Here is a 12,327-nt window from a genome sequence, read left to right as displayed (position 1 = left end):
CGGGGTGGGGCGACGGGTTCGGGCTGCGGGTCTGGGTTAGGGCCGCAGCCTGGGCCATGGCCGGTGCGGTTAGGGCGGGGGGTCTGGGCCGCCACGGCGGTGCGGTGTGAGCCACGGCGGTGCGGTGTGAGCCACGGCGGTGCGGTGTGAGCCACGGCGGTGCGGTGTGAGCCACGGCGGTGTGATCTCCGGCCACGGCGGTGCGGTTCGGGCCGCGATTAGCCGCGGCCAAGGCCGGGCCGGCTGCCGTTGAGCAACGCCGATGGGGTCGGCTGTCGTGCGGGTCGGCTGTCGTGCGGGCTCAGGGTGCGCCGTGGCCCTCGGGGGCGGCTCTAGTCGGGGCGGCTCTAGTCGGGGCGGGCGGCGCGGAGGGCGGCGTCGCGGTCGGCGCGGTACTCGGCCAGGCGTTCGGCATAGGACGCGCGGAGGTCGGTGAGGCGCTGTTCGGCGTGCTCGGCGGCGGCCGCCAGCTGGGCGCGGAGCGCGTCGCGTTCGGCGGTGACGGAGGTCAATTCGGCGCGGGATCGGGTCGTCGTCTCGGCCGCGGCGGCGCGGAGCCGTTCCGCTTCCGCTTCGGCGCGGGCCGCGTCCGCGGTGGCGTGCTCGGTGTCGGCCTTCGCACGATTGAGCTCGGCCGTCGTCCGTTCGGTGTCCGCTCGCGCGCGGTCGAGTTCCGCTGTCGCGCGGTCGAGCTCAGCGGTCGTTCGTTCGGTATCCGCCCGCATGCGATCGAGTTCCGCCGTCGTTCGTTCGGTATCCGCTCGGGCGCGGTCGAGTTCCGCCGTCGTTCGCTCGGCGTCCGCTCGAGTGCGATCGAGTTCCGCCTTCGTGCCGCCGAGTTCCCCCTTCGTGCGGTCGAGTTCGGCTGCGAGGCGGGTGGCGTCGGCTCGTGCGTGTTCCGTTTCGAGGCGGGCGCGAGCGGTTTCCGCTTCGGCGCGCTCGGCTTCGGCGCGGGAGTGGTGAAGGTCGGTTTCGGCTCGTTCGGCGCGGCGTTCGGCGTCGCGGTGGGCGGTGGTGGCGGTGTCGGCGCGGTGCTGGGCGCTGTCCAGGTCGGAGCGGAGACGGTCGACCTGGTCGCGCAGCAGCGTCAGCGCCTGCTCGGCATGGCCGGTGCGCTCCTCGGCCAGGGCGGCGCGGCGCTCGGCGTCGGTGGCGGCGGTGCGGTGGGACTCGGTTTCGCGCTCGGCGGCCTCGGCCCGGGACCGATGCCGGCTCTCGGACGTTTCCGCGGCGGCCGCCCGTTCGTCGGCGGCATCGCGTTCGCTCGTGGCCTGGTCGCGTTCGTCGCGGACGGACGCGAGTTCGCCGGTCAGCTCGTCGACCCGGCTCAGCGCGGTGTCGAGCGCGGCGTCGGCGCGGCGCCGGGCCGCGCGGATCTCGCTGGCGGCGTGCTCCACCTGCAGCGTGCGTGCCTCGGCGGCGGCCACCGCGGCGTCCGACGCCGCGCGCACCGCGTTCACCTCGGTGACCACCGCGGCCGGGTCGCGGCCGACGCGCAGATCGTCGAGCACGCGGTCGCCGAGCGAGCGCAGCTCCGTGGCCGCGGCGGCGAAACGTTCGATTGCCCGCTCCATGCGTTCACCGGCGGAGGTGACCGGCCGATCGGCGACCGCAGCCACGTCCTCCGCGGCCGCCGCCGCCGACTGGTCGAGCGCTCGCCGCCGCCGCTCCGCGAACGCCGCGGCGCGGTTGTGCCCCGGATCCGCGCAGTATTCCGGGGCCCGCCCCGGCCCCGACGAGGGAGCCGCCGATCGCTCGCACCCCGGGTACCGGCACAACTTGATCCCCCGACCGCCCGCCCCCGCGCCGGCCGACGGCGCCGTGTCCGGCCGGCCATCGCCCGAAGCTCCGGCGGCCGCGCGGTCGCCGAGCGCCGACGCCGTTTCCGGGCGTCGACCGCTCGGCTCTCCCGCGGCAGCGGCCGAGCGGCCACCGACCGGTCCCTCGACCATCGGGCCGCCGCCGACCGGAGCCCGCGCCCCCGAGCCCACGGTGCTCGAAGCCCGCGACCCCGAGCCCACGGGGCTCGAAGCCCGCGACCCCGAGCCCACGGGGCTCGAAGCCCGCGACCCCGGGCCCACGGGGCTCGAAGCCCGCGACCCCGAGCCCACGGGGCTCGGAGCCTGCGCCCCCGAGCCCACGCCACGCAGGGCCATCCCACCGGACTCGCCTCCGCCCAGGGCTGTGGCCGAGCCACCCCCGGGCGCGGCCGGTTGGCGACCAACCGGCACACCGGCGGCCGGATCACTGTCGGGCCGGGCGCCGGCGTCCGGACCGGGCTCCGCACGAGGAGCCGGGGCACCAGCGGGGGCGACAGAATCCGTCTCGAGCGAACGATCCACGGGAGCTACCGGGAACCCCGGTGCCGACCCGGACGGCGGCCGGCGTCGTGACCGCCGCCGCGTACCACCCGTTCGCGTAGCGCGTCGAGTTGGCCGGGGCGCGGGCCGGACGCTTCCGTGGCGCGGTCGCGCAACGCGCGGAGGCGACCGGTGACCGTGCGGTACGCCTCGCGCCCGCGCGACGCCGGTTCGGGAGCGGGCCCGGAGCCGCCAGGGCCCGCCGGGACGTCGTCGGCGCCCGACGCCTCCTCGATGCGGAGATGCAGCCGCGCTCTGATCTCCTCGGGCGTGTACGCCCTCCGCCGACGTTCCGCCCGCGCCACCGCGACACCCGTCGCCGCGACACCGGCCAGTCCCGCGAGGCCGATCACCTTCCACAGACGCATCTGCCTAGGCTATCGGCATGCCCGGCACCCGGATGACCCTGACCGAGGCGGTCGACGCCACTCGCACCGGCGATCTGTGGCTCTTCCGCGGCCGCACCGCCGCCGACCGGGCGATCCAGACGCTCACGAACGCGCCCGTGAACCACGTCGGCATGGCGGTCACGCTCGACGACATGCCGCCGCTGATGTGGCACGCCGAGCTGGGCCGTTCGCTGCCCGACATGTGGGCCGGCGCGCACGTCCGCGGCGTCCAGCTGCACGTGCTCGCGGACGCCGTCCGGGTCTGGGGCAACCGCTACGGCCAGCGGGCCTGGCTGCGCCAGCTCGACGCCGACGTGACCCGCCCGATGGAGGACGCGGTCCTGCGCACGATCGCCCGCCTGGACGGCACCCCGTTCCCGTCCACCGCGGGCCTCGCCGGGCGGTGGGCCCGCGGGCGCACGCGTCAGCGCGTCCGGGCGGTCAGCGCCAAGGGCCGCGAGGCGCTGGGGATCGAGCGCACCGAGGAACAGCGCCTCGACAACGCGCTGGAGTCCGCGTACTGCGCCGAGGTCGTCGCCCTGACCTACCAGGCCATGGGTCTGCTGCCGACCAGCCGCGCCTCGGACTCGTACGACCCGGGCAGCTTCTGGAGCGGCGACAAGCTCGACCTGCAGCTCGGCGCCCGGCTGAGCGACGAGATCGAGGTCGTGCTCGACTGAGATCCGGCTAGGAGCGGCGTCGGGAGACGTGCAGAACCGTGCCGTCGGCGCCGGTCACGACGGTCAGCCCGCTGCCGGAGAACCGCGTGCGGTCGGGGTTGTCCTGCTCGGGTGAGACCCGGGCCGGCGACGCGAGAACCTCGGCCACCTCGGCGTCGGTGATCCCGAAATCAGTGGCGGAGCGCCGCGCACCACGGGTCATCCGCACGGCTTCCGCGCTCTTGCCGGAGGACTGCGGCCGACGCCGCTGGCCGGCGTCCGAACGGCCCGTGGCGGCGCTGCGCTGACGCTGGACGGGCGGGGTTTCGGCGTAGACCGTGGAGTCGTCACCGTCTGCGGACGGGTCGCTCGGCGGTGCCAGGAAGAGCATGGCCGGTTTGGGTGGTGCAGACGGGCTTGAGGACATATCGTCCCTTCGGGTCGATGCTTCGGTGCGCCGGCATGCCGCCGTGGAAACAGCCCGTTCGATCACGGGAGCGGCTGAGCTCTGCCTTTCGGCTTCTCGAGGACGGCCGGCGCGCCGTCTAGTGGGGGTCGCGGCCTCGCGATGGGGACCCGCTACCAACCATACCTGCTACCACGCCGTCGCGCTGCGGTGTGAACGCTGGTCGAGCCGGTGACCGGCGTCGGGGGTGCCCCTGCTCACCCCGCGACCGCTCCCACCAGGTGCGTTCCGACGTCGACGACGTGTCCGGCGTCCGGCGCGGCCGGCAGCGTGAACCGGACGATCGTGCCGCCACCGGCGTTGTCGGTCGCGGCGATCGTGCCGTGGTGGCGTTCGACGATACGGCGGCAGATCGCCAGCGTCAGGTCGCTCTCCGGGTAGAGACCGGTGCCGGGGTCACCCGGGCTGAACAGCTGCGCGTGGCGGCCGGCCGGGATGCCGATGCCGTGATCGGCGATCTCCACCCGGATCCACTCGCCGCCCGGCACGGCGTGCGCGCGGACGGCGATCCGCGGCGTCTCGTCCGGAGGGGTGTACTTCAACGCGTTGCCCAGCAGCCCGGCGAACAGCCGCCGGAGCAGGTGGGCGTCACCACGCACCGGCGGCAGCCTGCGCACGATGACGTGCGGGGCGCGGGTACCGGCCGCGGGCAGCACCACCGTGAGTGCCTCGGTCACCAGCCGGTCCAGGTCGACGTCGGTCAGGCGCAGGTCGGCGTCGCGGGTGGCCGCGTAGGCGAGCAGGTCGTCGACGAGCCGGCGCATCCGCTCGGTGGCGGCCCGGACCCGGGCGAGCCGATCGCCGCTCAGGGTGGGGCCGGCCTGGTCGAGGTAGCCGAGGACGGCCGTGAGCGGCGCGTGGAGCTCGTGCACCGCGATCCCCGCGAAGGCCGTGAGGTCGGCCTCGTGCGCACGCAGCGCGGTGACGTCGCGGGACACGGCGAGCGCGCCCGGCCGGTCCGACCCGAGGTCGAGCGGCTGCGCCCCCACCCGCACGCGGACGCCGTCGGGGCGGGCGGAGCTGCGCACCAGGAACTCGTCGGTGCAGGCCGCGCCGGTGAGCGCGCGACGCAACGGCAGGTCGGGCCCGGGGTAGGGGGTGACTCCGTCGACGCGGTAGACGCCGTTGGGCGCCTCGGCCAGCATCGCCTGGGCCGGCGGGTTGAGCAGCGCCACGGTGCCGTCCTCGTCGGCGACCGCGACGCCCTCGTCGATGCTCGTCAGCACCGCGTGGAGCAGCGTCGCCTGCTGGCGGGCGGACCGTTCGGTGCGCTGGAGGTCGGCGGCAGCGGCGGCGAGGCGGGCGCGGTCGCGGGCCCGGCCGAGCGCCAGGAGGTAGGCGAACAGGCCGGCCAGCACGCTCAGCGACGCGCCGGTCGCGAGCACGACCTCGTCGAAATGCGAATCCACCGGCGCGCCGGTGACGGCGGGGCGTGTCGCGGCGAGGAAGTCGTCGCGGTCGAGGCCGAGGACGACCCAGCCGCGAGTGCGCGAGATCGGTGCGGCCACGGCGAGCGCGGCGCCGGACGACGCCGGGTACGGGTCGGAGACGACGACGTCCGAGCCGAGCGTCGCCGCGGCCTGGGGCACGCCGCCGAGATCACGGCCGGCGCGGGGGAGCGTGCCGTCGAGCGGACGGTCGAGCACGGCGTAGTAGTGGTCGGCCGCGCTGCGTGCCGGGTCCAGCCGCACCCCGGGCCAGGACTTCCGCGCGATCGCGGCCGGCACGACCACGCTCACGCCGCTGACGCCGGGCAGGTTCGCCAGCGTCGACGTCACCGCGCTGAACCCGGTGGCGTCGAGCGTTCCGAGCGCGCCCAGAGCCGCGGCCGCCTGCCGGGCCGAGTCGGTGTACCGGCGCATTCCGGCGGCGGTCGCGGCGCGGGCGGCCACCGCGCGCTGCTCGGACACCCGGTCGAGCCCGCGCTGCTCGAGCGCTCGGAGCCCGCCGGCGGCCAGCACCGAGAGCGCGACCCCCAGTGCCGCCACCGCAGCCGCCAGCGCGGCGCCCCGGGCCCCGACCCGGACCGGTTCGGTCATACCGGCGATTATGGGGTGTTTCGCGAGTTTTAGTCGACGGCTGGCTGCGGAACCGGCGCAGTTTCCACCCGCTTGCGGGTGAAGAGCCGGCGGGGCGGGCGCTTCGAGCGGTCGAGGTCGGACAGGCGCGCGAGCAGCGGGCCGGACACGACCGTGATCAGGACGTACGCGGTGGCGAGCGCGCCCAGTTGCTCGTCGACCCCGGAGGCGACGGCCAGACCGGCGATGACGATCGAGAACTCGCCGCGTGGCATGAGCGCGAGCCCGGCGCGCAGCCGGCCCTTCGAGGCGATGCCGGCCCGGCGGGCGGCGTACCAGCCGGTGAGGACCTTCGTGCCCATCGTGACGGCGGCCAGGCCGAGCGCGGGCAGCAGCACCGGCGGGATCGTCTCCGGCGCCGTGGAGAGCCCGAAGAACACGAAGAACACCGCGGCGAACAGGTCACGCAACGGGCTGAGCAGCGCGGTCGCCGAGTGCGCCACCTCGCCGGAGAGCGCGATGCCGACCAGGAACGCGCCGACCGCGGCCGACACCTGCAGCTCCGACGCGATGCCGGCCACCAGCAACGTCAGGCCGAGGACGCCGAGCAGCAGCGCCTCCGCGTCGTCGGCGGAGACCAGCTTTGTGATCCAGTCGCCGAACTTCAGGGCCAGCACGAGCACCACCGCGACCGTGCCGAGCGCGATGCCGAGCACGACCGACCCCTTGGCGAACCCGACACCGGCCAGCAGCGCGGTGAGGATCGGCAGGTAGAGAGCCATCGCCAGGTCCTCGATCACGAGCACGCTGAGCACGATCGGCGTCTCGCGGTTACCGAGCCGCCCCAGGTCGCTGAGCGTCTTCGCGATGACGCCCGACGACGACACCCAGGTGACGCCGGCCAGCGCCACGGCGCCGACCACCCCCCAGCCCAGCGCCAGCGCCAGGAGCGCGCCGGGGATCGCGTTCAGCAGCGCGTCGACGAGACCGGCCGGGGCCGCCGCGCGGACGTTGCTGACGAGTTCGGAGGCGGTGTACTCCAGCCCCAGCGTGACCAGCAGCAGCACGACGCCGATCTCGGCGCCGACCTCGATGAACTCTTCGCTGGACGAGAGCGGCACCAGGCCGCCGTGGCCGAATGCCAGACCCGCGAGGAGGTAAAGCGGGATGGGGCTCAAGCCCACGCGTCGGCCGGCTCTGCCCAGCAGAGCCAGCGCGAGCAGGATCCCGCCGACCTCGATCAACAACGTCGCGGAGGAATGCACCGGCCTCCCTCGTCGTACTTTGTGCAGTTCTTGGTTGCCCGGACCCTCGTCGGCCGCGGCATAGCTACATGGCCACCCCGGACGGGTGGCTCGTTCCTACCTGTGTCGTTGTTTTTCCCGGGAACGCTCAGGCGTCCCCGCGGAGGATCGACGCGACGCCGTCGACACCCTCCCGAGTACCGACGACGACCATCGAGTCGCCGGCTTCGAACACGAACGACGGCCCGGGCGACGCGATGACCTCGCCCTGCCGGAGAACCGCGACGATCGAGGCGCCGGTGCGCGTGCGGGCCTGGGTGTCACCGAGCGGGCGCCCCGCGAACGCCGACCCCTTGAGGATCGGCAGCTGTTCGGTGAGCACTCCGATGACCTGCTCCTGCATCTCGGCGAGGTGCCGGACCAGCTGGGGCGCCCCGAGGAGCTCCGCGATCGCGTTCGCCTCGTCACCGGTGAGCGGAACGGTCTCGCTGGCGGCGTCGGGGTCGTCGACGTCGTACACGACGAGCTCGCGATGTCCGTCCCGGTGGGTCAGCACGCCGATGCGGCGACCGCACTTGGTCACCACGTCCTGCACGACGCCGATCCCGGGGAGGGCTCGCTGCTCTACCCGCGCACTCATCCTCGTCCTCCGGCTCATTGCCCCCGCGGCCCCCCGACCCGACACTTGTCCGTCAGCTTATCGTGCACCGCCGGCGCCTCTGAGCAGGACTGTCGGAGGGGAGCGGTACGTTGCGGCGCGTGACGGGTGAACCTCGGGTCGAGCCCGAGACGTGCGCGGCCGTCGAGTTGACGACGCCGATCGGGCCGCTCGGTGTGCTGGTCACGCCGCGCGGCGTGCTCGCGGTGGGGCTCGCCGGGCTCGCGGCCGCGGAGGAGGCGGCGGCCGGGCTGCCGGGGCTGACGGAGGGCCCGCTGCCGGGCCCGGTGGAGCGGGTCCGGGGTGAGTTCGACGCGTACTTCGCCGGTCGTCTTCGGCGCTTCACGGTGCCGATCGACTGGCGCCTGAGCAGCGGTTACGCCCGCGAGGTTCGGGAAGCGCTGTACGCGGGCGTCGGCTACGGGGAGACGATCAGCTACGGCGCGCTCGCCCGCCGGGTGGGCGACGCCGACGTCGAGGGCGAGTTCGGCGCGGCACGGGCGGTCGGCCGCGCGATGGCCACGAACCCGGTGCCGGTGATCGTGCCGTGCCACCGGGTGCTGGCCGCCGACGGCAGCCTGCACGGCTTCGGCGGCGGCCTCGAGATGAAACGCCGGCTGCTGGCCCTGGAAGGCGCCGTCCCCGACGTCCTGTTCTAGCGGTCCGCGCCTCACGTCCCCAGCCCAGGGCTCAGGCCGGAGCAACCGCCTGAACAGCGGCCAGCAGGCCTTCCGGGGTGGTCATCCCGGGGGTGGGGAGCAGGGCGGCGATCGGGGTGGTGACGCCGGCGTCGGCGTAAGCACGCAGGTGCGCGCGGCACTCGTCCGGGGTGCCGTGCACGATCAGGGCGTCGATCACCTCGTCCGGGATCGCGGCGTTGGCGGCGGCTCGGTCGCCCGCGCTCCAGGCGTCCCACATCGGCGTGAGCACGTCGCCCCGTCCGAGCCACTCGTGCTGCGCCCGGTACGCCGGCACCGTCAGGTACGACGAGATCAGCCGCCGTCCGAGCGCGCCGACGTACTCCCGGTCGGTCGACGGGCACACGAAGATCCGCGCCGCCACCTCGGTGTCCGCCCCCACCTCCGCGAGCGCGGTCGGCACGTCGGTCGCCGCCAGCCAGTTCAGGATGACGCCGTCGGCCTCCCGCCCGGCGAGCCGCAGCATCCCCGGCCGCAGCGCCGCGAGCAGGATCGGCGGTGACACCTCCGGTACCCGTGCGAGCCGGAACCCGCGCACGGCGAACGTCTCGAACTCCTCGTCGATCTTCTCGCCGGCCAGCGCGCGACGCAGGAACCGCAGCGTGTCGCGCACCCGCTGGTAGGGCTGCTCGAACGGGATCCCGTTCCACGACTCGACGATCGCGGGCGACGACGCGCCGATGCCGAGCGCGAACCGGCCGGGGGCGGCGTCGGCGAGCGTCGCGGCGCTCATCGCGATCAGCGCCGGGCCGCGGGTCTGGACCGGCACCACCGCGGTGCCGAACCGCAGCGACGACGACCACGTCGAGAACAGCGCGAGCGGGCCGAACGCGTCCGAGCCCGCGGTCTCGGCCGACCAGACGTCGGTGAACCCGAGGTCGGTCACCGCCTCGATCACCGCGCGGTGGCGGTGCAGCGGCACGGAGTCCAGCGGCAAGGTCAATCCCCAGCGAGGCACGCGCGCGACGCTAGCAGCGTCCGTTCCGAGCCCGGGCGAATGTCGTTAAGCTACGCATATGTCCGTTTATCCGGCCGTGGTCGGGCGTCACGCGAGGCTGCCGCACTGGGCCTCGCTCCCGGTCGTGGTCGCGGTGTTCGGGTTGAGCGTGACCTTGCTGGTCACCGGCGTTCTGCACCAGTCCGAGCAGCGGCGGGCCCGGACGCTGCTGGAGCGCCAGGCGACCGGCGTCGAGGCGGCGATCACCGCCGAGGCCAACCGGTACGTCGACACGATGACCGATCTGACCGCCGCGATCAGCGCGCAGACCAGCCTGACCGGTGAGGACTTCGTGGCGATCATGTCCGGGCTGAGCGCCGACCGCCTCTACGGTGCGTCGTCGGTCTCGCTCGTGATGCCCTCGGCGTCGGCCGAGCTCCCTGACCTGGCCACCGACTGGAGCCCCGGGGTCCAGTCCGACGCGCTGGTCCCCGACGCCGTGGGAGCCGCGCTCGCGCTGCCGCACCGCTACGTCGTCCTCAACCGGACGCTCGACGGGTCGACCGCGCGCGTCGGGCGGGACGTCGCCCGGATCGCCCCGGCCCGGGACGCGATGGACGCCTCGATGCGCCTCGGCCGGCCGATCGCCAGCCGGACGTACGTGCTGACCAAGGACGCCGAGACGCTGCCGCCCGCGCAGCGGCAGTCGTCGTTCGTGGTCGCCTCGCCGGTCCGGCTCGCGGGCAACGCCGGGACCGGCGAACCGCGCGGCTGGCTGGTGATGGGCATGCGCGGCCAGGACTTCCTCGAGCGGACGCTGCGCCGTGCCGCCGCCGGCCAGGTCCGCGTCGAGCTCCGCGACGTCGAAGGCACGAAGGCCCGCCGGGTCGCGAGCTGGCCGCGCGGCGGCGACGACCTGCTGACCACGATCGGCGCCGCGGGCCGCGCGGACGCCGCCGGCGCGACGCCGACCCCCGCGCCGGCCACGACCTGGCGGGCCGACGGGATCGAGCACCGGTGGGTCACGGTCGCCGGGCGTACCTGGCTGCTCTCGGTGGCGCCGATGGACTCGTTCGTCCAGCCCGACGGGACCCTGGACACGGTGGTCCTGGTCGCGGGCACGCTGATCGGCCTGCTGCTCGCCTCGCTGGTCGGCGTCCTGACCCGCTCCCGTGACCGTGCTCTGGTCGACGTCCAGCACGCGACCGCGGCCCTGCGCGCCGACGTCGCCCGGCGCGAGGAGGTCGAGGTCGAGCTCCGCCGCCGGGAACGGGAGCTGGCCGGGTTCGCCGGCGTGGCCGCGCACGACCTGCGCAGCCCGCTGACCGCGGCGTCGGCCTACCTCGAGGTGCTCGCCGACGAGGCCACCGACGAGCTGGGCCACCAGGGCCGGGACTTCCTCGGGCGGGCCCGCTCGGCGGTGGCACGCACCGACCGGATGCTCACCGACCTGCTGGAGTACGCCACCGCCGAACACGTCGAGCTCCACCGGACGCAGGTGAGCCTGAACCTGCTCGTCGCCGAGGTGATCGCGGAGCGCACCGACCGCCTCGAACCCGATCCGCACCGGGTGACGGTCGGCGAGCTCCCGGTGGTCTCGGGCGACCCCGGCATGCTGCGCCAGGTGCTGGACAACCTGATCGGCAACGGGGTCAAGTACACCGCGCCCGGACGGCCGCCGCGGGTGAGCGTGCGGGCCCGGCGGGGCGAGCGGGCCTGGCGGATCGAGGTGGCCGACCAGGGGATCGGCATCCCGCCGGAGGAGCGCGAGGGCGTGTTCGACGCGTTCCACCGGGGCGCGGGCAGCGGCGAGTTCTCCGGCAGCGGCCTGGGGCTGGCGATCTGCCGCAAGATCGTCGAGCGGCACGGCGGGGCGATCGGCGTCGAGCCGGACCCCGGCGGCGGCAGCGTGTTCTGGTTCACGCTGCCCGACCCACCGGCCTAGCGGAACAGGATCTCGTTGACGCGTGACGTCGTCTCGACGCCGCTCGCGTAGGTGCCCTTCGCGCGCTGGTCGGCCATCACCGCGACGAGGTAACGCTGGTGGGCGCCGACCCATCCGGCGGAGTTGATCACCCACCCGGCCCGGTAGCGGAACCAGCCGTTCTTGTTGCCGCGGATCCAGCCGGAACCGGCCGCCCACACACCCCACTGCTGGTTCCCGGCGACGCCGCGCATCCGCGCGATCAGGTACCGGCGCACCTCGTCCGGTGTCTCCCGGACGACGTAGCGCACCAGCCGCCGCAGGTCGGCCGCGGTCGTCTTCATCGACCCCCAGTGCCGGGCGAGGCCGGGCACGAATCCCGTGTCGGTCATCCCGTACGACGCCCAGCGGGAGACCATCGACGCGCCGCCGTAGCGGTTCCACAGGTGGTTCGCGGCCGCGTTGTTGCTGCTCACCAGCGCGGTGTACAGCCAGTGCGCGTCCGCGGTGGTCAGCTCGATCTCGCCGCGGTGCTGTCGCATCAGGATGTCCAGCGCGATCGCGAGCTTCGCGGTCGACGCCGCGTAGATCGGACGGTCGGCGTACTCGTTGCGCCAGACCCGGTTGCGCCAGCCGTCCGAGACCGCCAGGCCGGTGTAGCCCGGCCGGGTCTCCAGATAGGCGTCGGCGCGGCGCACCCGTTCGGCGAAGTCACAGTCGAAGCCGGTGGCGTCGTCGACGCAGCCGTCCGCGTACGCGGGGCTCACGGCGACGAGCAGGCCACCCAGCAGGGTGGCCACGAGAAGACAGATCGACAGGCGGACGTGCACGGTTACCCTCCGGGAAGAGCCGTCTCTCAAGTCCTTGAAAGTCACGCTAATGCCGATTTGTACCAAAAGTGAGAACCACTCGCGGCGGGTCGGCTTCGGGGAATCCCGCCGCGAAAACGGGTATTGCTGCGCGCATACCGGAAA

At 74.3% G+C, this 12,327-nt stretch carries 11 protein-coding genes; 3 read left to right on the top strand and 8 right to left on the bottom strand.

What is annotated here, in order from left to right:
* Positions 1-347: 347 nt before the first annotated feature.
* Together CRYAR_RS30700 and CRYAR_RS43880 are read right to left on the bottom strand one after the other, a co-directional pair.
* Positions 348-1,574, bottom strand: coding sequence for a coiled-coil domain-containing protein (locus tag CRYAR_RS30700; RefSeq protein WP_157018190.1), 1,227 nt, complete (start codon positions 1,572-1,574; stop codon positions 348-350).
* A gap of 773 nt (positions 1,575-2,347) precedes the next feature.
* Positions 2,348-2,728: a hypothetical protein gene (locus tag CRYAR_RS43880; RefSeq protein ID WP_051571152.1), complete on the bottom strand. Its 381-nt coding sequence runs from the start codon at positions 2,726-2,728 to the stop codon at positions 2,348-2,350.
* 17 nt (positions 2,729-2,745) lie between these two features.
* On the opposite strand from CRYAR_RS43880, the gene CRYAR_RS30690 reads away from it, so the two are divergent.
* The gene (locus CRYAR_RS30690) at positions 2,746-3,429 is read left to right on the top strand and encodes a hypothetical protein (protein ID WP_035856782.1); all 684 of its coding nucleotides are present in this window, start codon (positions 2,746-2,748) and stop codon (positions 3,427-3,429) included.
* A gap of 7 nt (positions 3,430-3,436) precedes the next feature.
* On the opposite strand, the gene CRYAR_RS30685 is transcribed toward CRYAR_RS30690, so the two are convergent.
* The 4 genes from CRYAR_RS30685 to CRYAR_RS30670 all read right to left on the bottom strand — a co-directional run bounded on the left by CRYAR_RS30685 (position 3,437) and on the right by CRYAR_RS30670 (position 7,776).
* A complete protein-coding gene (locus tag CRYAR_RS30685; protein WP_035856781.1) occupies positions 3,437-3,799 on the bottom strand; it encodes a hypothetical protein in 363 nt (120 codons plus the stop codon).
* Between the two features lie 272 nt (positions 3,800-4,071).
* On the bottom strand, positions 4,072-5,913 hold the full coding sequence (locus tag CRYAR_RS43875; protein ID WP_051571151.1) for a PAS domain-containing sensor histidine kinase: 1,842 nt from the start codon (positions 5,911-5,913) through the stop codon (positions 4,072-4,074).
* Between the two features lie 29 nt (positions 5,914-5,942).
* Positions 5,943-7,157 carry a cation:proton antiporter gene (locus tag CRYAR_RS30675; protein WP_035856780.1) on the bottom strand — a complete coding sequence of 405 codons (1,215 nt, stop codon included), beginning with the start codon at positions 7,155-7,157 and terminating at the stop codon, positions 5,943-5,945.
* Between the two features lie 127 nt (positions 7,158-7,284).
* Positions 7,285-7,776, bottom strand: a complete 492-nt coding sequence (locus CRYAR_RS30670) for a cation:proton antiporter regulatory subunit (protein WP_035856779.1) — start codon at positions 7,774-7,776, stop codon at positions 7,285-7,287.
* Between the two features lie 119 nt (positions 7,777-7,895).
* Between CRYAR_RS30670 and CRYAR_RS30665 the strand changes: the two genes are divergently transcribed.
* Complete coding sequence (locus CRYAR_RS30665; RefSeq protein WP_063725791.1) at positions 7,896-8,453, top strand: methylated-DNA--[protein]-cysteine S-methyltransferase; 558 nt, start codon at positions 7,896-7,898, stop codon at positions 8,451-8,453.
* Positions 8,454-8,484: 31 nt separating this feature from the next.
* On the opposite strand, the gene CRYAR_RS30660 is transcribed toward CRYAR_RS30665, so the two are convergent.
* Complete coding sequence (locus CRYAR_RS30660) at positions 8,485-9,450, bottom strand: LLM class F420-dependent oxidoreductase (RefSeq protein WP_035856778.1); 966 nt, start codon at positions 9,448-9,450, stop codon at positions 8,485-8,487.
* Between the two features lie 58 nt (positions 9,451-9,508).
* Between CRYAR_RS30660 and CRYAR_RS43870 the strand changes: the two genes are divergently transcribed.
* Positions 9,509-11,374 (top strand): sensor histidine kinase, encoded by a 1,866-nt coding sequence (locus tag CRYAR_RS43870; RefSeq protein WP_051571150.1) that lies wholly within the window; start codon positions 9,509-9,511, stop codon positions 11,372-11,374.
* Here CRYAR_RS43870 and CRYAR_RS30650 read toward each other — a convergent pair.
* Positions 11,371-12,183, bottom strand: a complete 813-nt coding sequence (locus tag CRYAR_RS30650) for a serine hydrolase (RefSeq protein WP_035856777.1) — start codon at positions 12,181-12,183, stop codon at positions 11,371-11,373. The genes CRYAR_RS43870 and CRYAR_RS30650 overlap by 4 nt on opposite strands.
* Positions 12,184-12,327: the final 144 nt, after the last annotated feature.

Source organism: Cryptosporangium arvum DSM 44712 (genome assembly GCF_000585375.1).
GTDB classification, from domain to species: Bacteria; Actinomycetota; Actinomycetes; order Mycobacteriales; family Cryptosporangiaceae; genus Cryptosporangium; species Cryptosporangium arvum.
Note: the sequence above shows the minus strand (reverse complement) of the source record. Positions and strands in the feature narration are given on the sequence as shown.